This window comes from Sphingobacterium tabacisoli (assembly GCF_017908035.1).
In the GTDB taxonomy this organism is placed as follows: domain Bacteria; phylum Bacteroidota; class Bacteroidia; order Sphingobacteriales; family Sphingobacteriaceae; genus Sphingobacterium; species Sphingobacterium tabacisoli.
On record NZ_JAEQMU010000004.1, the window covers coordinates 370,967 to 394,612 of the forward strand.

General features: G+C 42.1%; 18 protein-coding genes. 11 read left to right on the plus strand and 7 right to left on the minus strand.

Features of this window, described 5'->3' with window-relative positions:
* The first annotated feature begins 293 nt into the window (after positions 1 to 293).
* On the plus strand, positions 294 to 2,621 hold the full coding sequence (locus JKG64_RS15975) for an OstA-like protein (protein WP_210355300.1): 2,328 nt from the start codon (positions 294 to 296) through the stop codon (positions 2,619 to 2,621).
* A gap of 200 nt (positions 2,622 to 2,821) precedes the next feature.
* Here JKG64_RS15975 and rdgB read toward each other — a convergent pair whose 3' ends face one another.
* The 4 genes from rdgB to JKG64_RS15995 form a co-directional block, all read right to left on the minus strand.
* Positions 2,822 to 3,397, minus strand: a complete 576-nt coding sequence (gene rdgB, locus JKG64_RS15980) for an RdgB/HAM1 family non-canonical purine NTP pyrophosphatase (RefSeq protein WP_210355301.1) — start codon at positions 3,395 to 3,397, stop codon at positions 2,822 to 2,824.
* A 118-nt stretch (positions 3,398 to 3,515) separates the two neighbouring features.
* A complete protein-coding gene (locus tag JKG64_RS15985; RefSeq protein WP_210355302.1) occupies positions 3,516 to 4,046 on the minus strand; it encodes a hypothetical protein in 531 nt (176 codons plus the stop codon).
* A gap of 166 nt (positions 4,047 to 4,212) precedes the next feature.
* Positions 4,213 to 5,193, minus strand: coding sequence for a deoxyhypusine synthase family protein (locus JKG64_RS15990; protein WP_133585397.1), 981 nt, complete (start codon positions 5,191 to 5,193; stop codon positions 4,213 to 4,215).
* Positions 5,194 to 5,516: 323 nt separating this feature from the next.
* Positions 5,517 to 6,614: a mandelate racemase/muconate lactonizing enzyme family protein gene (locus JKG64_RS15995; protein ID WP_210355303.1), complete on the minus strand. Its 1,098-nt coding sequence runs from the start codon at positions 6,612 to 6,614 to the stop codon at positions 5,517 to 5,519.
* A gap of 148 nt (positions 6,615 to 6,762) precedes the next feature.
* Between JKG64_RS15995 and JKG64_RS16000 the strand changes: the two genes are divergently transcribed.
* Complete coding sequence (locus tag JKG64_RS16000) at positions 6,763 to 8,049, plus strand: M64 family metallopeptidase (protein WP_210355304.1); 1,287 nt, start codon at positions 6,763 to 6,765, stop codon at positions 8,047 to 8,049.
* A gap of 173 nt (positions 8,050 to 8,222) precedes the next feature.
* Here the strand turns inward: JKG64_RS16000 and JKG64_RS16005 are convergent, their stop codons facing one another.
* The gene (locus JKG64_RS16005) at positions 8,223 to 9,329 is read right to left on the minus strand and encodes a serine hydrolase domain-containing protein (RefSeq protein ID WP_210355305.1); all 1,107 of its coding nucleotides are present in this window, start codon (positions 9,327 to 9,329) and stop codon (positions 8,223 to 8,225) included.
* Positions 9,330 to 9,494: 165 nt separating this feature from the next.
* Here JKG64_RS16005 and JKG64_RS16010 point away from each other — a divergent pair, with 165 nt between their 5' ends.
* The 6 genes from JKG64_RS16010 to JKG64_RS16035 all read left to right on the plus strand — a co-directional run bounded on the left by JKG64_RS16010 (position 9,495) and on the right by JKG64_RS16035 (position 16,034).
* Positions 9,495 to 11,456, plus strand: coding sequence for a sensor histidine kinase (locus JKG64_RS16010; protein WP_210355306.1), 1,962 nt, complete (start codon positions 9,495 to 9,497; stop codon positions 11,454 to 11,456).
* Positions 11,446 to 12,078, plus strand: coding sequence for a response regulator (locus JKG64_RS16015; RefSeq protein WP_210355307.1), 633 nt, complete (start codon positions 11,446 to 11,448; stop codon positions 12,076 to 12,078). The genes JKG64_RS16010 and JKG64_RS16015 overlap by 11 nt, the downstream gene beginning before the upstream one ends.
* A 159-nt stretch (positions 12,079 to 12,237) precedes the next feature.
* Positions 12,238 to 13,248 (plus strand): OmpA family protein, encoded by a 1,011-nt coding sequence (locus JKG64_RS16020; protein ID WP_210355308.1) that lies wholly within the window; start codon positions 12,238 to 12,240, stop codon positions 13,246 to 13,248.
* Between the two features lie 12 nt (positions 13,249 to 13,260).
* The gene (locus tag JKG64_RS16025) at positions 13,261 to 13,950 is read left to right on the plus strand and encodes a hypothetical protein (RefSeq protein ID WP_210355309.1); all 690 of its coding nucleotides are present in this window, start codon (positions 13,261 to 13,263) and stop codon (positions 13,948 to 13,950) included.
* A gap of 5 nt (positions 13,951 to 13,955) precedes the next feature.
* On the plus strand, positions 13,956 to 14,900 hold the full coding sequence (locus tag JKG64_RS16030; RefSeq protein ID WP_210355310.1) for a hypothetical protein: 945 nt from the start codon (positions 13,956 to 13,958) through the stop codon (positions 14,898 to 14,900).
* A gap of 126 nt (positions 14,901 to 15,026) precedes the next feature.
* Positions 15,027 to 16,034, plus strand: a complete 1,008-nt coding sequence (locus JKG64_RS16035; protein ID WP_210355311.1) for an OmpA family protein — start codon at positions 15,027 to 15,029, stop codon at positions 16,032 to 16,034.
* Positions 16,035 to 16,107: 73 nt separating this feature from the next.
* On the opposite strand, the gene JKG64_RS16040 is transcribed toward JKG64_RS16035, so the two are convergent.
* Positions 16,108 to 16,251, minus strand: coding sequence for a hypothetical protein (locus JKG64_RS16040; RefSeq protein WP_021068764.1), 144 nt, complete (start codon positions 16,249 to 16,251; stop codon positions 16,108 to 16,110).
* 271 nt (positions 16,252 to 16,522) lie between these two features.
* On the opposite strand from JKG64_RS16040, the gene JKG64_RS16045 reads away from it, so the two are divergent.
* Entirely contained in the window at positions 16,523 to 17,227 is a 705-nt protein-coding gene (locus tag JKG64_RS16045) for a response regulator transcription factor (protein WP_210355312.1), read from the plus strand.
* 9 nt (positions 17,228 to 17,236) lie between these two features.
* Complete coding sequence (locus JKG64_RS16050; protein ID WP_210355313.1) at positions 17,237 to 18,013, plus strand: LuxR C-terminal-related transcriptional regulator; 777 nt, start codon at positions 17,237 to 17,239, stop codon at positions 18,011 to 18,013.
* Between the two features lie 21 nt (positions 18,014 to 18,034).
* Here the strand turns inward: JKG64_RS16050 and JKG64_RS23200 are convergent, their stop codons facing one another.
* Positions 18,035 to 18,727 (minus strand): LuxR C-terminal-related transcriptional regulator, encoded by a 693-nt coding sequence (locus JKG64_RS23200; protein ID WP_210355314.1) that lies wholly within the window; start codon positions 18,725 to 18,727, stop codon positions 18,035 to 18,037.
* Between the two features lie 411 nt (positions 18,728 to 19,138).
* On the opposite strand from JKG64_RS23200, the gene gltB reads away from it, so the two are divergent.
* Positions 19,139 to 23,638: a glutamate synthase large subunit gene (gene gltB / locus JKG64_RS16060; RefSeq protein ID WP_210355315.1), complete on the plus strand. Its 4,500-nt coding sequence runs from the start codon at positions 19,139 to 19,141 to the stop codon at positions 23,636 to 23,638.
* Positions 23,639 to 23,646: the final 8 nt, after the last annotated feature.

Here is a 23,646-nt window from a genome sequence, read left to right on the forward strand (position 1 = left end):
ATATATCTTTTAGATTTCTCGACTACACTACGTTTCGCTCGGAATGACGACATAGTTTGTAAACCGAGCTTGCGAGCTCTCCGTAGGTAATCTGTCATTGCGAGGAACAAAGCGATCTGCAAATATCCAGATAAGGCTTCACTTCGTATCGCCAACCGCTATATTTTATAGCGAAAATGTGACCAATATTAGTTAATTTTATTTAGCATTAAATTTCACGTAATTAACATTTTTTTGCTATTAAAATCCATATTTTTGCCTCCGTGAGAAACTGGCTTATAATATTAACTTTTATGTTATCCTTAGCGTCTGCTTTTGGGCAAACGCCTATTGGTGGGACTCCGACACAACAGGGAGACCGTCTAAACCTGGTATCGTCCAATAGTGGTCGAATCAATGCCAAAACAGGACACATGGTATTTTATATTCCCGTTTATGAGCACAAAGGGAACACCCTATCTGCAGACAGTGGCTACATCTATGAAGATGAAGTAAAGAGACAGTTTTTCGAAGCTTTTGGCAATGTCGTAATCACACAGCCATCTGGAACCATTATCTATGCCGATTACCTGCATTATGATGCTGCAGCCCAACATGCGCTACTCACCAAAAATGTCAAGATGGTGGACAAAGGTTCGACTTTGACTACGAATCACCTGACCTATAACATGCGGTCCAAGGTAGGGACTTACACCGGCGGTGGAAGAATAATCTCTCAGGGCGACACCATTACCTCTAAGAATGCGTACTATTTTGAGAACACCTCAGATGCCTATTTTCGTCACAAGGTTGTCGTAAGAACGCCAGACGTAAAAGTATATACCGATACGATGCGCTACAACTCGTTGAGTAAAATGACCTACTTTTTTGGGCCTACAAATATAAAACCAACCAGTAACCAACAAGGTCAAAATGAAAATCTCTATACCGAACGGGGAACCTACAACACAGGAACCGGAATTGCTGACTTCAACAAGAACAACCTTTATACTGAAGGTTCAAAATTCCTAAAAGGAGACAGTCTGCACTACGAACGTGCAAAAGGTGTTGGTGAAGCTTTCAGAAATGTTGTTTTTGTAGACACCACGGACAAATTCTACGCCTACGGTGGGAAAGGACTGTATACACAATCCGAAGAGTCTATTTTAATGACTGAAAAGCCCTATATCATTACAGTTGTCAAGGAGAACAACGACCCCAAACCGGACAGCACGACAGCTCCATTAGATACAAAAGGGAAAGAAAAAAAGAAAAAAGAGAACAAGAAGGACGTAAAAGAACAAGAGGAAAACGCAAATCAATCAGGTCAAGAAACAGAAGACACAGAGTCCTCAAAATTGCATCTGCCTGCAGACAGCTCCTTACGTGTAGCCAAAATGGACTCGGTCTATATGACGGCAGACACGCTTTATTCCCGAATGATTCTGGTAAAAGATTACAAGCCCCTGCAACTCAATCTGAGTCGAGATGGTGGGAAATTAGAAGCCGATGAGGAAAAAGATTATGGTGACGACGAAGACGATCATGACTCCATAACGGACTCTACAACACTAAATCTTAAGGACAGCCTACAGCAACAGCTGGAAGAAGTTACTGAGATTAAGAAACAAAAAGATCCAGTCCCTGCAAAACCTACCATTAAAAAAGATAGTGTCAAAGCACCTGTTCCTTTAAAACCAAAGACCGTCGCTACAGAACCTAATCGAATTGGAGACAGACAAAACATAGGTTCAACCTTAAAAGCCGATTCTGTACTTCGGCAGAAGGCCGTTGTGCCCATTGCCAATCAGGCGGACACGCTCATTAATCAGGCTTTACGAATAGCCCAAACACCAGATGCGCCTCAGAAAAGTCCAGACACCCTTACTGCGGCCCAACTGGATACCGCCAAAACGCGAATTGTAAGGGCATACTATAATGTAAGACTATTCAAATCCGACCTACAGGCCGTCGCTGACTCCGTATATTATGGCATGGTAGATTCGATGTTCCGCTTTATGGGCCGACCGATGATTTGGTCTCAAGGCTCCCAGATATCTGCTGACACCATCTACATGCAGATTTTCAACCAACAGATGGACAATGCCCTTCTAAAAGACAATGCTTTCATGGTCAATGCCGTATTGGACTCCATCAAATTCAACCAATTGAAAGGGCGAAAGATAACAGCATTCTTCGCAAATAATAATATCGACAGATTGTTTGTAGATGGAAATGCCGAAAACTTAGTCTTCTCCGAAAACGACAAGACAAAGACCATCACGGAAATGTTCCACGACCGAGGGGGACGTATCAAGGTCAAGATGGAAGGTAAGAAAATCATTGATTATACCACCATCCGAAAAGTAGACCAAAAGGTTTACCCGTTCAAACTGGTCACCCAAGAGAATGAGATACTACCGGGATTCATCTGGCGCCCACAGGATAGACCAACCTCCAAGGAGGATCTTCTCAACCGAAAACGAGAAGCGCCAACGACTGTGGAAACTAAAGCTGATGAGAAGAATGGCGAAAAACCAAAGCCTGTTGACAGCAAAGAGAATATAGAGGAGACACCTAAAAAGGAAGAAGTGAAAAAAGAAGACAATAACCTTCAAGATATAAAACACGAGACTAATTAGTCGGTTAAGATTTCTATTGATAATAGAGAAGGTAAATTTTATCAAAGCAGAAACTTTTCATTTTAGAAAAGCTGTCGCCTAAGAAGCTTCTGGCAACAGCAGATGAATGCATTACCATACAGCCAAAAGGTTCAAGCGACGAGTTTTGGTTACTTTTTCGGAAAAAGTAACATGCCCGCGCCGGCAGAGAGGCGCAAATATTAATACCCTTTTAAGAACTCCGCCATTTTAGACACCGCAATGGAACGATGGCTAATTAAGTTTTTCTCCGCGGCAGACATCTCCGCAAACGTACGCGAATAACCATCAGGTATAAATATAGGGTCATAACCAAACCCTCCATCTCCCCTGCATTCTTCGATAATCTGTCCTTCGATGGCTCCTTCAAAAAAGTATTGCTTACCTTCTAAAAAAAGCGAGATAACGGTTTTAAAACGTGCCGTTCTGGAGGAAACACCATCCATCCGTGCCAACACCAAATCGATGTTCTGCACCATATCCCTAGAACCAGAATAACGTGCTGAATAAACACCTGGCTCGCCATTCAAGGCGTCAATTTCTAACCCAGAATCATCCCCAAAACAATCTACAGCAAAACGCTCAACCAGATAATCGGTCTTCTGCTGTGCATTCTCATGAAAGGTCACACCTGTTTCCGGGATATCATCATGACAACCAATATCCGTTAATGATTTCAAATTGAACTTATTTCCAATTATAGCCTGTACTTCTTCAAGCTTATGTGCATTATTTGTAGCAAATACGAGTTGTAGCATATATATTATATTTTTGTTATCCTGTTATCGAGTGATGTTGTTATCTAGTTCACTTGCCTAGTGAAATGAAGTCCCGACATCATCGGGAATAACCTGTTAACTCGTTCACCTGATAACTCTAACTTCCAATAAAGGTCTTAAATTCTCCCCAGAAAAGCTTTTTCTTTTCAACATCGGCAAACATCTCCTCAAAAGAAAAGGTATTAAAAACTGTGGCGATGCGTCCCCGCATGTACGAGTTATGTGCTATTTCAGGAAGCTTTAAAGAAGCTGGATCTACTCCCAACAAAGTAATCTTTGTCGGCTTAAAGAACTCCATGATTCTTTTAAACTCATTGGGATTTTGCGGATTGGCTAAATTAACGACCGCTACATTACGAGGAGTAAGCTGCAGCGCTCCAATAGTCTTTACAAACGCTTCTTCGGCCTGTGGCGAGAAATAGGGAAATTCGGGGTAACGAAGGATAAAAAGAACACCTGTCGTCTTATCTCCCTGAAAAACAAACTCCTCTGTAGAACTGTCAAAGGTCACTGCCTCGGATTGCACTGTTGCCGTTGGGACATTATCCACTGAAAAACCAGTAGAAAATATGGTTTCTGACATTAAGGCCTGCAACGCTACGGAATTGTCTGTAAGGAGATTGTGCATTTTTTTTGATTAAAAAAGAGCAAAGAGCAAGGATCACAGCGTTGTCTAAAAAGCTTGAACTTCTCGTCACTGCGAATGAAATGAAGCAGTCTCATTATTGAAAAGAGGTTGCTTCGTGCCTCGCAAAGACGACGACGTATTACTCCTTACTCTTTACTCCTTATTATTATTGTCCTAAAACATAAGCAAAGATCAACGGAGCGACGATCGTTGCATCCGACTCGATCATAAACTTAGGTGTATCGACATCTAACTTACCCCAAGTGATTTTCTCATTTGGAACGGCACCTGAATATGAACCATAAGAAGTTGTAGAATCTGAAATCTGACAGAAGTACGACCAGAAAGGAACATCAGTCCATTCTAAATCTTGGTACATCATCGGCACTACACAGATAGGGAAATCTCCAGATATACCACCAGCAACCTGGAAGAAACCTACACCTTTACCATCAGAATTAGCGCGGTACCACTCTGTTAGGTAAATCATGTATTCAATACCTGATTTTACAGTAGAAGCTTTCAAGTTACCTTTGATTACATTCGAAGCAAAGATATTACCTGTAGTTGAATCTTCCCATCCTGGACAGATAATTGGCAAGTTCTTTTTAGCAGCTTCAACGATCCAAGAATTTTTAGGATCAATCTCGTAGTACTGCTCCAATACACCAGAGTTTACAACTTGGTATAAAAACTCGTGCGGCAAGTAACGCTCACCTTTAGCTTCAGCAGCGTGCCACACATCTTCTAAGTGTTTTTGAAGACGACGGAATGCCTCTTCTTCAGGGATACAAGTATCCGTAACACGGTTGAAGTGTGTATCCAACAACTCACGCTCCTGCTCTGGAGTAAGGTCTCTCCAATTTGGAATACGTTTGTAATGCGAGTGTGCGACCAAGTTCATGACATCCTCTTCCAAGTTTGCACCTGTACAAGAGATAATATGTACTTTATCTTGACGAATCATCTCAGCTAGAGATACACCTAGCTCTGCAGTCGACATTGCCCCACCTAAGGAAACCAACATCTTTCCACCTTCTAATAGGTGTGTTTCATACCCTTTTGCAGCATCTACTAAAGCAGCTGCATTGAAATGACGGTAATTGTGCTCAATAAATTGGCTTATAGGCCCTTTTTGTGTACTCATCTTTTTTTACGTTTTAACAAGTCCAGCAAAGGTACTGAATATAATTTATTTTAGCCCCTCCAGTACTGCCAAAGCAGTGGTCACAACTCATTTTTTATCATTTGTTAAAAAATGAGTTATTTTCTGCGAATAAGATTTATAACAAAGAAAAACGCTGCAACCAAGATCAGCACCATCACTAGAAGGATAATCACCTCCGACATCCCTATACTCCACGTTGTATTATTCATATTTAATCAAGTTATGAGGTTATAAAGTTACAAGGTTATACCGTCTCCTTAATAACTTCAACAACCTCCTTAACTGCTATAACCTTTATCACTTTAAATAACCCACTTCTCGCATTTATCCAAAAACTCCTGTTTAATATCAGCACCGATACCTACCGCATCCGATATAGCAATGGTATAACCATTATACAGGATCCCTCCTTCTACAGGATCTTCGAGGTGCCCTACCATACAGGTATCCAGGTCGTAAAACTTAACATTAGGTGCTGCATAGGCAAAATGGACCTTAGCTGCCAGTGCCAATCGGGATTCTAACATCCCTCCTATCATACAGGCCACCCCGTATTCGGCAGCTACAGCCTGTATCTTTAAAGCCTCGTGTATACCTGAAGATTTGGAAAACTTAATATTAATATAATCACAGGCATCTGCCTTACACAGGCGCTCTGCATCACGATGTGTGTACACCGACTCATCTGCCATAATCGGCACAATAGTCTGCGTACGCAATTCAGGCAATAAGTGATCATTATACGTACGCATAGGTTGTTCGCAAAATTGAATTTTATAAGCCTCCAGCCCTTGCAATGCCTCTATAGCGCCTTCATAAGACCATCCCTGATTGGCATCAATACGGATAGGCAAATCGAAACCTACCGCCTTGCGGATAGCCTTGATCCGTGCGATATCATCCACAGGATTTTTACCCAATTTTACCTTTAGTGCAAATGCTCCGCCTTCTTTTAGCTTCAATGCCTTAGCGGCCATTTCCTCTGCCGAAGCAATCCCTAAAGTGATGTCTGTAGTAATCTCTCGCTTCTCTCCACCCAAAAAACGATATAGAGGTAGCCCTGCATGTTTGGCCGCAATATCATACAGCGCCATATCAAAAGCAGATTTTATAGTCGCATTACCTGCAATATAAAGATGTAGCTCCGCCAGACGATCCTCTAAAGCCAGCGCATCTTTGCCTTTCCAGATCTTTGCAAAGTCCTGTGCTACCGCAATACAGGTATTCTGTGTTTCGCCCACAATCATGGGAAATGCCGAACACTCGCCCACCCCATAGATACCTGAATCGGTATGTATACGAACAAACGTATTCTGCGCATAATCCATTGTCCCCGTTGCAATAACGAAAGGCTCCATAGGAATACTTAACCTGTATATTTCTATTTTAGTAATAATCATCGATGTACTGCTTAGGTTATTAAATGCTGTTTTATTTTATCGACGAAAGTTAAAGACTTTTGAAACAATAAGCAAGAAACAAAAGTAAACCCCTATTTTTGTCCAAAGCAGAACAGATTAAGCGTAAATAAACAATCAATATATCAGAATGACTTTACATAAAGCAGTAATTAAACTCGTACTCGTATACACTATTTCTCTATCCTATATTTCGGCAAAGGCTCAACAATTTGACGATTATTTCATCGAAAAAACATTAAGGTTAGATTATATTTTCGCAGGAAATAGCACCAACCAACATGCATATTTAGCTGATTTGGTCCAACTGGACCAATGGAATGGCAGAAGGGGTAATCTAAGCAAAACGCCGATTCAGGGAAATGGCCAGGTTAAGGTTTATGATGCTGCAACAAACCAACTGATTTACGTTTTACCTTTCAGCAGTCTTTTTCAAGAGTGGCTGACACAGGACGAATCGAAGAAGACAACGAAAAGTTTTGAAAACTCATATCTAATCCCTTTTCCAAAAGCAAAAGCCAAGATTGAAGTTTCCTTCTTCAACCACCAACACAAAGAAACCGTCCTCTTGACTCATGTGGTAGACCCAGGTGACATTCTAATTAGGAAAGCGACCAAAAACGATACTCCCTATGAAGTAATCCATAAAGCATCCATTGCAAACCCCATCACGATTGCCATAGTAGCAGAGGGATATAAAGAAGCAGAAATGGATGAATTCATGGATTATGCAAAGAAAACCGTTCACAGTTTATTCCAACATGGGGTGTTCAAGAAGCACGAAAATGCGTTTGAGATTGTTGCCGTAAAATCGCCTTCCAAGGACTCCAACGTCAGTGTTCCATCCAAAAACTTATGGCGGTCTACCGCTGTACAGTCCAATTTTGACACATTCTATGCAGAAAGATACTTAACAACCACACACACCAGATTATTGCACAATTTATTAGAAAACATCCCTTACCAGCACATCATTATTCTAGCGAATACGGATGTCTATGGTGGCGGCGGTATATTAAACTCCTACGCCCTTACGACCACAAAAAACGAGCAGTTTGCTCCCGTTGTAGTACACGAATTTGGGCACAGCTTTGCTGGGCTAGCTGATGAATATTTCTATGCTGTAGACGTATTTGAAAACAAAGCCGTCGAAAAGATTGAACCTTGGGAAAAAAACAACACCTCATTAGTTGACTTTAAAAGCAAATGGGCCGATATGGTTTCGAAAAACACGCCAATACCTACTCCTGACAGTATGTTGGGCAAGGTCAGGATCGGGGCATTTGAAGGCTTAAAAGGAAACGGGCTATATATCCCATCACACGATTGTAGAATGAAAGCAAATACGCCTAAAGACTTTTGTCCAGTTTGTAGCCGCGCGATAGAAGAAATCATTCTATTTTATACTGGTAAATAATCTTGGAAGGTGCAACGACAGGTTATAAACTGTATCGTCATTCCGCAAAAGCGGAACAGGCTCTCGCGAAGTCCCGAGTTTATCTCGGGAACCCTGTGGAGAGGTCTAGAAGCTATATATTAACCCTATACAGTTCATAGACCTCTCCTCTTCAGTCGAGTTAACGTTATAACTTAGTATTCTTTCGCCAATCGTACAAACTGCCGGAACCAATTGGCACTTACTTTATGTCCCAGGCGAACCATCACGAGGTTTTTATCCGGATTGACATAGATATACTGCCCCAAAATACCCTGTGCTGCAAAATCGCCATCCTCTGTTGGTAGCCACCATTGATATTGGTAGTGTTTATAGCTACCTTCTGTACTATCCACTTTAGTCGATTCCTTCACCCAGTCTTCAGGAACCAGTTGTTGTCCCTCCCAATTTCCTTTATGAAGATACAAACGGCCCAGCTTTGCAAAATCCCGTGCTCGTGCATTCAAACAGCAAAATGTTTTCTCGATTCCATCGTCTTTTCGATCGATACTCCAAGAGGCGTCATATTCCATCCCTATAGGTTTCCAGATTTTCTCATCCAGGTATTCTGTGATCGTCTTACCATTTAGAACACGCTCCAATATCAGTCCTAATAGTTGCGTATTACCACTGGCATAGGCAAAATCCTTGCCTGGCTCAGCTTCTAATTTTAACTTTTGGGTATCCTTGCGCAAATCGGTTCCATAATAAAATGAAGCTACCTCGCCAAATGGATTGTAATAACCTTCATTGAATTTAATGCCCGATGTCATCTGCAATACATGCGCTATCTTCACTTTGTCAAAGCCATTTTTGGCCATTTCTGGCAAATATTTACTTACAGGATCCTGCACGGAACCAATCAACCCATCAGCGATAGCGCATCCAATAAGCATAGAAGTTACCGATTTGGCCATAGAGAATGAAGGCACAATAGAGGCCTCCTCATATTTATCCAGATACCGTTCATATAGGATACTATCATTACGGATGATCAAGAAGGCTACTGATTTTGTCTCTTTCAGGAAATCATCAAAAGACAGCTCTTTATCCTCGTACGTAGTTCCAGTCGGCTTTGTCTCCACATCCACACGATGGAAAACAAACGGATCGTCCGAAGCCTTTAATTCACGCTTCGGAAAGATTTTGTAATCATTGAGATCTGCAAAATTATACCAGATAAAACGACCATACTTACAGGCGGACAGTAAACTTGCTGCAGCAATAAGAGCCACAACAAATAGAAAATGTATTCTCTTCATATCTATAAATTTCAGGCATAACAACGGTTATCTATCTAATATACAACTTATTTACTACTAATCCTGAATATCAACTTTTAAAAGCCACCTCCTATATTTAGGATATTCCGATTTACCTATTTATTATGCATCTTTGACATCTTGTCCAAGCACCTGGCGTAAAACATGAAAAGATTACTTTATTTTCTATTTTTCACTCTACTCAGCAGCAAGCTTTTCTCGCAGATTCAACCTCGTGACCAGTCAAGGAATGACAGTTTATTAATCATTCTAAGGCAGGGAAAAACCGACAGCATACGTGCGCGTGCAGCTTTTCACCTCTCCAAAATATGGATAAACTTAGACTCAGCACGCGGTTTAGAGTATCTTCAACAGGGCAATACCCTCTCCAAAGGCAACGAATATCTAAACGCCATATATCGCTATCAGGCTATACCATCTTACAGGGACGAAAAAGAAGTAAATGCCATTCTTGCCATATTTCGCAAGTACGACCATCCTGACGCATGGGATTACACCTATCGGGTAGCTATAAATCGGGTTAGGTGGCTTATCAATCAAGCCCTAGCGGACAAAGCATTAGCTATGCTACAAAGAGACATCATGCCACTCGCCCAGAAACTCAAGAACCCCGCATACGACGCAGAGATTGCACTAGAGATGGGGCGTTCCTTTGTCAATCAAAGCATGTACAACGAAGCGGTCCCTTACCTGGAAAAGGCCGTAGCACGCTACGAATCTATCCAACCCAAGGAGGAAAACCTATTGTACAACCACATTCATACCTTAGGTTCCTTGGCCAATGTCTATAATCTATTAGAGAGAAGTCCCAAGGCCGATTCGACCATCCGTAGAGCAAATGAGCTACTACTTATACAGCCCAATCTAGCCCAGAAACTACGTATTACCTCATTCGAGGCCATGCATCTCCTACAAAACGGGAACTATCAGAAGGCCGAAAAGTTGATCAATCACACCTTAGATAACGCTAAGGGTGTGCCACCACGTTATCTCCTCAATCTTCACTTTCAAGGATACAAAGCCCGTGCAGGCTTGGGCGACAAACAAGGCGCTTTAAGACTTCTAAAAAAGAGCCACCCTATCGACAGCATACACCTCAATCCCGAAAAATTCGGAACGGTAGACCTGAGCGAACTACTACCGACCTATGCATCGGCCTATGAACAAATAGGCGACCATAAACAAGCCACATTCTATTGGAAGCGCTATATCAAACACCGGGACTCCGTCAGTAAAGACCAGATCGCTACACAGATCTCTAAGCTCGAAGTTCAACTCCGCACACAAGAGAAAGACGCCGCTATCCAACATTTGAAGGCGGAGCAAAACGAAATCACATTACTTCTGAAAAACCAACGTATTTTCACGGGGCTCTTTACCGCAGCCGCCATCTTGCTGTTGACACTATTGGGATTCATCCTATATATTTACAAGAGCAAACAAAAAATCAATGCAAATCGTATACATCAGTTAGAAACCGATAACCAATTAAAGGTTACCAAAGCCCTGCTGGAAGGCGAAGAAAGAGAACGTCAGCGTATAGGTCGGGATCTTCATGATGGACTTGGTGGAACACTGGCCGGTATCCATATCCAACTTTCTGAATCCCAACAACAGCGACAAGGGCCAACCCTAGACCGTGCTATCACACAACTCGAAGGCTCTATAGCCGAAATACGTCGTATCGCCCGTAACATGGTACCTGAAAACCTCTTCCATAAAGGGCTCGACACCGCCTTGCGTGATCTTTGCATAAGCTTTTCGACGACAGAAACGCAGATTGAATACCAGTCTTCCGGCCTCTCTGACAATCTCTCCAATAGTATACAAACTAACCTGTACCGGATTGTCCAAGAACTGCTGAGCAATGCACTACGTCACGGCAAAGCGAAAAACATTATTGTACAATGTATACAAAACGAAGACACCTTACTACTCACTGTGGAGGACGATGGTCTGGGATTTGACACGCAGAATAAACAGAATTTCCAAGGTATAGGACTTAAAAACATACAAAGTCGCGTCAACTATATGCAGGGGCAATATGCCATAGAAAGTGCGCCAGGCCAAGGTACAACCATTAATATCGAAATACATGTCAGCTAGAAAAATAGACATCGTTATACTGGACGATCACCCTATTGTATTAGAAGGGTTGAAATCTTTGCTCCTGAATCACAGTGCAACTATTGCTGTGCAGACTTTCAGCAGTGCATTAAACTTTAACAAGTTTATGGAAGAACGACCTTCTGTTGACATCCTTCTACTGGACATCAACTTGCCTGATGGAAACGGTCTTGATATCTGCAAAAACCTCCAAGTGCAATCCCCATCGATCAAGGTCATAGCTCTCAGCAATCAAATCGAGCAGAGTATTATCCGCCAGATGTTCGACAATGGGGCTTGTGGCTTTTTACTCAAAAGCACTCCCTCTGAAAAAATAATATCCAGCATACTGGATGCACTACAAGGGCAGATCGTTATGGATCCCGAGGTCATGCGTATACTTACCACCCCCGTGCAGACAAAAACATTCCCGGCTCTCACCAAGAGAGAAAAGCAACTGATAGCGCTACTGGCACAGGGAAAAACAACTTCCACCATAGCCGAAGAACTATTCCTCAGCAAATTTACCATAGATACCTATCGTAAAAATCTCCTCCAAAAATTTAAAGTAAAAAATACGTCAGAGCTACTCATGCTTGTTATGCAAGAAAACCTATTGTAACCACCTCCTATTATTAGGAGGGTAAAAACCCCTAATAACGGGTATTCCAAATTATTGCATAGTCAACTACTTTTGTTAGAGAAAACAGCCATACCCATTTATACCTGGTCAGTTTTCACATTACACGATAAATAGTGGTTAATTACACAATATAACGCAATGAAAAAGAGCTTTTTTCTAATAGGAATATCTGCTTTGCTGGCCTGCAACAACAATACAAAGTATGGCCAGGAAATCCAACAAGACAGCACCTCCAGGAACTCACCGACGGAAAACATTGTTGCGCCCCCCGAGTTACAGCAGACATCAAGCTTTGACATCCAGCGTATCCCAGTAGCGACAGCCGATATTGGTGACTTCCCCTTCATAAAATTACCCCAAGGGCTAGAAGAAATGAACAAACCCATGCTGCGTAAATTTGATGTCTGTTTTTTTCCTATAGATGGCATCATGACTCCTTTTGAAGGCAGACTATATAAAACCTTTGTATCACCTTTACGTGGCGAAGATTTTTCGCAACACTTCTTCGAAAAGAGCATGGCAGAATACTTACAATCTGTAGGTGCTGTAAATGTATTTGACGGAGCGATTACTCGAGAAGAATATGACCGCTACCACAAACAAGATCCGAATAAAGGTGGTGAGGGCGACATGGGCTATGCAGGCCAAAACATAAAATTCTGGGCACTTCGCACAAAAGACAAGGGCAACATCTACATACAATACCTGTCAAACAATGCTGGAGCATCGCTCAATGTATTGCAAGAAGAATCTTTCGTACAAACGATGACCAAAGTTACTGCGGATCAAATCACCAAAGATCTGAATGAAAACGGAAAATCTATTCTATATATCAATTTCGACACAGACAAGTCCGAATTAACAAGCGATGGGACTGAGCTGGTACAGCAGATTGCCAAAGCATTACGAGAGGAAACTTCCCTTAAGGTCAGCATCGAAGGGCATACTGACAATACTGGGAATAAGACACATAATAAATCTTTATCCAAAGACAGGGCCAATGCTGTGCTACAGGCATTAACAAAAGATGGTATCGACGCATCTCGACTTTCAGCTACGGGTTTCGGCGCAGAAAAACCTCTTGTAACCAATGATTCGGAGGAGAACAAAGCTAAGAACAGACGGGTCGAACTTGTACGCACGAACTAAAACTCAAATACTATGAAAACAACAATCAGCTATTTTTTAACAGCGCTATTGCTCGTATTTACGGCCTGTAGCAAATCTAATGACAACGAGCCGGAAGAAGTCGGCGACGGTGGTTATGTAAGTGGCACCTACTGGCCTTATGCCATAGGCAACCAATGGAATCTTGTAAATACGGACGACACAGAAGACACGTATCAATATCTAATCCACAAATCATTAACGCATGAAGGCAAAACATACTTCCAGTTCAAACCTCTTGGAATCGATGCCGATGTAGAATTAAATGACGGCTTTCGTGAAGAAAACGGAGTATTTATCTCCCTCCATGGTGCGACTTCGCAAATGGGGATAAACACCTCAGCAGGTACCGCCACCTATATCAACACTAACCTGAAAGTAGGTGAAATATGGAAAGAAGAAGTATCTTTACAAATCTCTGGACAAGCTTCTGGGACAATCACACACTTTAATGAGGGCCGAATATTAGAAAAAGCCGCTAACGCCACCATCAATGGAAAAACGTATAAAGATGTTTTAAAGTCGGAACTCAAAAAAACGCTTCATAACAGCATAACGGGGCATACACAAAAAATAGTCTATGAAACCTGGCTTGCAAAAGGAATAGGTATTATTTACGAAAAAACAACCTATAACGATTCAGACAGCGAGAGCTACGGTTTGGTCAGTTACACGGTTAAATAAGAAAAATGAGATTTAGAAATATAATAAAAAGCGGCATTACAGTTGCCGCTCTCGCCTTATTTGCTAACTGCAGCAAAGACAAGAATGAAGAGATCGTCGATCAAAACATCAAAACAGAGACTTTTGACCAGGGCATTATTAAAATGGGTATCTATTCCCAAGAAGTAGAGTTGAGTAAGCTTGTCGATAAAATTGACTTTACACAGGCAGACCCCAAATCGCAATATCAAAATCTATTACAAAAAGACAAAGACGTACAGGCAATTGTTAAAACAGTGGAAGATATGGCATCCAAAAATCCACTCGCGGGTCTCGTTTTATCCATGAACACAACTTCTTGTGCCTACTACGTCAAGGACGACAAAGTGCTCGGCAAAGTGAAAGGATTTGGTTGGGAAATGGACAACTACCATGATGAACTTCAGGATAAAGGGAGTCTTTATCTCGAAACACTGACAAAAACAAATGAGATTGCTGAAAGTGATCGAAAAATTTACGCCCACTACATACCTAGTGAAAATCCTGGTGCAGGAGCAAACAGCAACATTGAACTCGAGAACTTCAACAGAACCGAACTCAATAAAACTGAGGTTGTAAATGGCTATCTGTGCAACGTATCTCAACTCACGCCAAAAACATTAGATACAGACACTCCTATCCAAATGCGCAAACTATTGGTATACACCTCTCCTTTATTCAAAAAGACAATCAATTTTACACATCCATTTTATCTGGATGAAAAAAACGGTATTCTTCGCATAGATATCTATTTTGTAGATGATAACACACCGACCTTGGTCATGAAGCCCAAATCCATAGAACGACGAGTGGTCAACGAGAATGAATTGAAAAGTCGTACAACTCAGCCTGGATATGAAGAGATCAATGCAGAATGGGCTTTCAAAGCATTACCAATCCTAACCAGTGGCTGGTCTGTACTCTCCAAATAGAAGATTCGTCCTATCAAGCCGTTTATTATAGACCTATTAGAGATATCGAGATCTATCAAATTAATAATTTAACTTGGTTTGTCCCATGATTTTACAGAAATTAGAAATCAATTTATATTGAAATCTATGACAAAGACCACACTATTGTTTGCTTCGGCAGCACTGCTTATCGCTTGTAATAATACCCCCAAGCAAGAAAACAACACTGCGCAGGATAGCGTATCATCCACGCAAAGTGCCGAGAGTGAAAATGCTTCAGCGACCCCTAACACGACATTGGATATTGTCAGTATCCCTGTAACAACATCTGATATAGGTACCTTTCCTTATTTTACCTTACCAAAAGGATTAAAACACAACAACAGACCTTTTCAAAAAGATTTTGATGTATGCTTTTTTCCAGTAAACGGTGTGATGACGCCATTCGAAGGGAAACTTTACAAAATCAATGTGGATGCTGAACAGGGAGAGCAATTTTCCAAACGCTATTATGAAAAAAGCGTAGAAGACTACCTACAGTCGGTAGGTGCTGTCAAGGTCTTTGACGGAACTATAGGCCGTGAGGAATATGACCGTTATAACAAACAGGATCCAAATAAAGGCGATGAGGGTGACATGGGCTATGCCGATGAAAATATCAAGTTTTACGTGATCCGTACCAAAGATCAAGGCAATATTTATATACAATTCAGTGCCAACAATGCTGCTGGAAAGCTAAACATCCTTCAAGTAGGGACAATGACGCAGACGATCACCAAGATTACGGCCGATGAAATTACAAAAGACCTTAACGAAAAAGGGAAATCGATCCTGTACATCAACTTTGACACCGACAAATCTAACCTGACCACAGACGGGAAGGAAGTCGTACAACAGATCGCGACTGCATTGAAAAAAGAAAGTACACTGACCATCAACATCGAAGGACACACGGACAATACCGGTGATGCGGCACACAATAAAAAACTTTCCGGAGAACGTGCCAACGCGGTGTTGAATGCATTGACTGCTGATGGTATCGACAAGTCTAGATTAAAAGCTCAAGGATTCGGAGCCGAACGCCCACTTGTCGCCAACGATAGCGAGGGCAATAAAGCTAAAAACAGACGTGTCGAATTGGTAAAGAGCAATTAGCTCATTTATTATTTAAACACTGATGCCGCAAGCTCCCTAAAGGGGATACTTGCGGCATTGTGCTTTTTCTCCACTAACCTACAAACCAAATAAATACAGCTGCAATAAAAAGAAACGCAGCAGCAACACCTATAATCAGATCTTCATTGACCATCATCTTCACCATATATTTCTTGTAATTGTTCAAGGCGCTCTGTTCTTTATTAAGTTTTATCACCTAGGCTTTTTCAATGCTCGAGACCATTTTGATCTGGAAATAAAAAATGGTAAAACATCACTACTGCTGATCGGACTAAAAGAAGAAATATATCGACGCGCAAAAATCGTCAATGACAGGCTGAGCGACATGAAGTAACAGAAGAGTAACAAGCTTAAATTGAAAAACCAATTTTATTTCCTACATTAGTATTGATTTGCAACTAATTACACCAAACAAAGCTTGCAGACAGGAGAAACAGCAATTATTACAACCACTTAGATTATAAATTATGGATACCCTGGCTACACAATTACACGGTATATCCAAAGGACTCAAATACGGTGACTTTAATATCCCTGACATTGGTGATATCGTACCCGCCTCACTCATGATTCAAGACCTGGATGGCCTACGCCCTATTGGCTGTAGCTATATGAACAATTGGGGTTGCGAAAAGCTAGGGACATCTGCAGATGAAGTCAATAATCTAGGGGAAGGCTATTACGACCGTTACTTTGTCAAAGAAGAAACCTATGGCATCTTCGAAGGCATGAACAATTACTTGGTATTAGGTGATTTTGACCAACAATATAACTTTTTTCAACGTGTTAAGCTTTATAAGGATAGCCACTACACCTGGTTCTACACAGTTTTAAAAGTAGTACAGGTCAAAATGTTCAATGAATTAGAATATAAAATCATCCTGCTCTCTTCGCCGGTCATTGGGATGGATCAGCTCATCTCACGGGTCAATAAGACACTCGATCAAGACCAGTACATCCGAAACAACTATAGGCGATTTGCTGAACTTACCACAAGGGAGAAAGAAATTATAACCCTACTAGCTAACGGCAAATCGAGTAACGAGATAGCGGACCTGCTCTTTATCTCCTCCCATACCGTATCGACACACCGTAAAAACATCATCCGTAAAATTGAATGTAGCTCCTTTGCTGAGCTATTAAGATTTGCCATGGCCTTTGATTTGGTTTAAGCACTATATATGGATTTATTTAAATACAACGAAGCGCGAGAAACATGGCAGGAGATCGCAAAATACGCTACTGAATCGGATATGCCCTTTTGCTTTGAACTAGAAGTCTATCAAAAACTATTAGCTAGATTTCATTTCGGTTCCTATTATTACTATATCTTCAATGTAGGGAATATTGAAATGGTGTTTGTAAGTGAAATGATCACTCAAGTCCTAGGCTGGTCTCCGCGAGATTTTTCGGCAGAATCGGTAATAACCAATATCCATCCTGAAGACGAAGCACATTTCATATCTTATGAAAAAGAGGTCACCTCCTTCTTTTCTAAACTCTCCCCAGAAGACATACTGAAATACAAGGTAAGTTACGACTACCGACTCCGATGTGCAGATGGAACCTACAAATGGATACTACAACAAGTCAGCACAATACAAACAAATACAGATGGAGCTGTCATAAGAGTAGTGGGAGTACATACCGATATCACACATCTCAAAACAGAAGATAGGGCAGTCGATCTTTCATTTATAGGATTAGAGGGAGCCCCTTCCTACCTTCATATTCTTTCTCCGGAAGGGAGGGACAATACAGCATCATCACTGCTCACCAGACGAGAAACAGAAATATTCAAACTTGTGCTTGCTGGAAATAGTACACCCGAAATTTCATCAATACTGCATCTTTCGGTTCATACAGTGAGTGTGCATCGCAAAAATATTCTTCGAAAATCAAACTGTAAGTCGTTCTTCGAACTCGGGAGCAAAGCACTCCAAGAGGGATGGATATAGCATAGAATAAGATCATTTTTTCTAAATCAAATTCAACCGCTGTCTTAACTCCAGAAAATTATCTGCACTAGTTTTTGACAAGATTCTCCTCCTGTGCGTATTCACAGTATGTTCGCTTATAAAAATTAAAGCAGCAATCTCTTTGCTACTCTTACCTTGGAGAATCAAATCTAAAACTTCAATTTCACGCTTAGAAAGGTCATAATGATTCTCCATATGAACAGGTCTGTTTTTCATACGGTCAATCATTATAAAATCATTCTCCTGCCTTTGAAAGCCATCCTCTGCAACATCATGAAAAACTAAAGAACGGTTCATATGCCCCCTTTCGTCAATTTCGATCGCTTGATAAGACTGCTTAATGAATATATACTCGCCTGTTTTTTTTTTGACCCTATAGGAATACTTGAAATAAAAGCGATAATGATCTTCGAAATACAACCTATCCATTAGCTCAATAACCTTACGCTCCGATTCCATACAATAATGAACATCATCAGGATGAATAATAGACATCAAAAATTCGGAAGTAAATACCTCTGGTTCGTAGCCCAAAATGTTTTTTAAGGACAAGCTTACAAACTCAAAATTATTACCAAAACAATTCATAATGAAATGATAACGTTTTAGATTTGTCACTCCCGGATTCACAACCGGTCTCTCCGAAAAAAGCTGACTATGGTCAAACCAAAAGTCCCAACCTTTATCAACCATACCACACATCGATTAACATAACCATCATAATAAGATCCTGTCTAGTATTAATAACTGCTTAGGTTACAAACTTAGGAAATTAAATGCCTCAGAAAAACAAAAACATTCTCCTAAAAGAGCACTTTCCCTTATTCTGCTATATTCTGAAATAACAGAATGATATTTTCAAATTGGCAACAAAAACCAAAAATAATACAAAATAGATCATAAAAAATCAATTAACTTAGTAAAACATCAATAAAATCAAAAAATAATTTGATTATTTGTAAAAATAAAATTGTTTTATTTATATATTTGTAATCGCAGGAGCTAACAATTCAAAAAACAGTAACCATTAACTGTTAATGGAACTCGGGTCAACTGAATCGGTGCTTACGGCACATATACACTCAACCAAATACCAAAGAAACAATGCAACAAGAAGGACTCTACAACCCCGAATTTGAACACGACGCCTGTGGCGTAGGCTTTGTAGCCCATATCAAGGGACATAAGTCGCACGCACAGGTAAAGGATGCGCTCACCATGTTAGAGAACATGGAACACCGTGGTGCTTGTGGTTGTGACCCCGAAAGTGGTGATGGTGCAGGAATCATGATACAACTACCGCATGAATTCCTATGGGAAGAGTGTATACAGCTCGGCATACAGCTACCAGAACCAGGCTATTATGGAGTAGGTATGGTATTCTTACCAAAAGACCAACAGCTCAATCAAGTCTGTCGTACCGTGATACAGGAGGTCACAGCTGATCGTAACATGGAGTTCTTAGGTTTCAGAACTGTCCCCGTTAATCGGGAAGGCATAGGTCCTACCGCTCTAAGTGCCGAACCCGAAATTGTGCAGTTCTTCGTATCTAGGCCACACGGAATAGCCAACACCGAAGATTTTGAACGCAAACTATACGTACTACGCAGACTCATCATCCAGAAAATAAAAACATTCCAAGCCTACCCATTACCACTTTATATCGCTTCATTATCCTGCAAGACCATCATATACAAAGGACAGCTGACCACCTATCAGGTAGGTTCTTATTACAAAGATCTACAGGAGCCTAAGGTAGTTTCTGCTTTCGGATTAGTACACTCCCGCTTCTCTACCAATACTTTCCCTTCCTGGTCATTGGCACAACCCTTTCGCTTGATAGCGCACAATGGAGAAATCAATACCCTAACGGGCAATCTAAATTGGTTTTATGCCGGTGTACGCTCCCTTTCGTCCCCTTATTTCAGTGAGGAGGAGATGGAAATATTACTACCTGTTGTCGATAAAGGCCAATCCGACTCGGCCTGCCTGGACAATGTAGTCGAACTATTACTACATTCTGGCCGTAGCCTGCCCCACGTCATGCTGATGCTGGTACCTGAAGCCTGGGATGGAAATACACAGATGGACCCATTGAAAAAAGCATTCTATGAATACCATGCTACTTTAATGGAACCATGGGATGGCCCTGCGGCCTTATGTTTTACAGATGGAAACACCATCGGCGCTACACTAGACCGCAACGGACTCCGGCCTTTACGGTATGCAATCACATCCGACGACCGGGTCATCGTAGCATCCGAAGCTGGAGCGTTGCCAATAGACGAGTCCACCATTATAAAAAAGGGTAGACAGCAACCGGGCAAGATATTCGTTGTCGATATGCAACAGGGACTAATTCGCTCAGACGAAGAGGTCAAAGGCGAATTAATCCGCCAGCAACCGTATGGCGACTGGATAAATCAGTACAAAATCAAACTGGAAGAACTTGCAGAACCTCGGGTAACATTTACCTATCTATCCAAAGAGTCAGTATTCAAGTACCAGCAGGCTTTTGGTTATTCCCGCGAAGACCTGGAGACGATCTTGACTCCCATGGCCCTGACAGGCTACGAACCGATAGGTTCGATGGGTACCGATGTTCCCTTAGCCGTACTATCGGACCAGCCACAACACCTGTCCTCCTATTTCAAACAATTCTTTGCCCAGGTCACCAATCCACCTATCGACCCTATACGTGAGCGGTTGGTGATGAGTTTGGCCACTTTTATCGGCAATGCAGGCAACATATTAATAGAAGACAAAAAGTTCTGTCATTGTGTGACACTCGAACATCCTATACTGACCTCCAGCGAATTGGAAAAACTACGTTCTATTGATACAGGCGTGTTTCAGGCCAAAACATTACAGGCCTATTTCCGTGCTGATGGCAAACCTGGCTCTTTGGAAGCAGGCATAGAGCGTCTATGCCGCTATGCTGATGATGCTGTGCGGGATGGATTTGAAGTCATCATCCTGTCTGACCGGGCGATAGATTCGCAGCATGCAGCTATCCCATCTATACTTGCGGTATCGGCTGTACATCACCACCTTATAAAAACAGGAAACCGCGGTGCTGTAGGCCTTGTTATTGAAGCTGGAGATGCACTCGAAGTACATCATTTTGCCTGCTTACTTGCCTTTGGTGCCACAGCAATCAATCCTTATCTGGCACTAGCAAGCATACGGACCTTAAAAGCGGAAAACCTGCTTGACACGGAATTAACTTGGGAGGAATTACGCAAAAACTATGTCAAAGCAGTATGCAACGGCCTATTGAAGATATTCTCCAAAATGGGAATCTCTACTTTACAGTCTTACCATGGTGCTCAGATATTTGAAGTGCTTGGTATTGACAAATCGGTAGTAGATACGTATTTCTGCGGTGCGGTATCCCGCATAGGAGGACTTAATCTAGATGATATTGCCAAGGAGGCGCTAGCTAAGCACAAGCGAAGCTTCGAAAGCTCACGCACACCTAAAAACCTATTGGCCGAAGGGGGTATCTACCAATGGAAGAGACGGGGGGAAGGCCACCTTTGGAATCCCCAAACGGTACATCTCCTACAACAGGCTTGCCGCACAGGTGACTTTGATACCTATAAAAAGTATTCGGCACTGATCAACAACCAAGAGGAACATCTGTTTACCTTACGGGGATTGCTCGATTTTGCTAAACACCGCACCGCTATTGCTATCGACGATGTAGAGCCTGCGAGCGAAATCATGAAACGATTTGCCACAGGAGCAATGTCTTTCGGGTCAATATCACATGAGGCACACAGCACGCTGGCCATTGCAATGAACCGCATCGGAGGTAAATCCAATACGGGGGAAGGCGGCGAAGATGAAATCCGCTATGAAAAACTGCCCAATGGGGACTCGATGCGCTCGGCCATCAAACAAGTGGCTTCTGCCCGTTTTGGGGTCACCTCCAACTACCTCAGCCAGGCAGATGAGATACAAATCAAAATGGCCCAAGGAGCCAAACCTGGTGAAGGTGGACAGCTCCCAGGCCACAAGGTAGATGAATGGATTGCCAAAGTGCGTCACGCTACACCAGGAGTGGGTTTGATATCTCCACCACCGCACCATGATATTTACTCTATCGAAGATTTAGCACAGCTTATATTTGACCTTAAAAATGCAAATCGCGATGCCCGAATCAACGTAAAACTGGTATCAAAAGCGGGGGTAGGCACGATCGCTGCAGGTGTAGCCAAAGCCCATTCAGATGTCATACTGATAGCAGGATATGATGGCGGTACAGGTGCCTCTCCTATCAGCTCAATCAAACATGCGGGCCTGCCTTGGGAACTGGGACTAGCCGAAGCACATCAGACACTCGTAATAAATAAACTACGAAGCCGTGTTGTGCTACAAGCCGATGGACAGATGAAAACCGGGCGTGATCTTGTTATCGCTACTTTACTCGGAGCCGAAGAATGGGGAGTAGCCACAGCTGCCCTTGTCGCAGGAGGCTGTATCATGATGCGCAAATGTCATTTGAATACTTGCCCTGTCGGCGTCGCCACCCAAGATCCGGAGTTGCGCAAACTATTCTCCGGCAAGCCGGAAGATATCGTACATCTCTTTCAGTTTCTGGCAGAAGAAATGCGCGAAATCATGGCCCAGCTTGGATTCCGAACGATAAATGAAATGGTCGGAAGAGCTCAGTTTTTGAAAAAGAAAGAAAACATAACCCATTGGAAAGCCAACAAAGTGGACTTCAAAGACCTACTCCATGTTGCTCACAACGACATGGGCGAAACCCTATATAATACCGAAGAGCAAGACCATGGCATGGCAATGATTCTAGACTGGGGCTTATTGAAGCAGGCGAAACCAGCGTTGGAAGGTAAAACACCTGTTTTTGGTACTTTCCGTGTCAAAAATACAGATCGCACGATAGGAACACTGCTTTCCAACGAAATATCTAAGGTCTATGGTTCAGAGGGACTTCCTGACAATACCATCAACTTTAAATTTGAAGGGTCTGCAGGTCAATCTTTCGGTGCTTTCAATACTAAAGGAATATCACTTGAGCTGGAAGGTGAAGCAAATGACTATGTGGGTAAGGGGCTATCGGGTGCACAGCTGGCTATTTACCCCGCAAAAGAAAGCACTTTGGTACCGCATGAAAATATTATCATTGGCAATGTCGCATTGTATGGTGCTACCTCCGGCCACCTGTTTATCAACGGAATGGCCGGAGAGCGATTTGCTGTCCGTAACTCTGGCGCCACGGCCATCGTAGAAGGCATTGGCGACCACGGTTGCGAATACATGACCGGAGGACGTGCGCTCATCCTCGGAGAGACCGGGCGCAACTTTGCTGCTGGCATGAGTGGTGGAATAGCTTGGATATATGATATCAAAGGAACCTTCCGCGACAACTGTAACCAGGAAATGGTAGACCTCGACCCATTGGAAACGGAGGATGAATCCGCGATTATCGCCTTATTGAAAAGACATATACACCTTACCAATAGCGAACGGGCATCCTATATCCTCCAGAACTGGGCATCAGAAAAAAACATATTTATCAAAGTATTCCCGCGTGAATACAAAAATGTAATCCGCAAACAATTGGTTGTAGCTTAAATAATCAA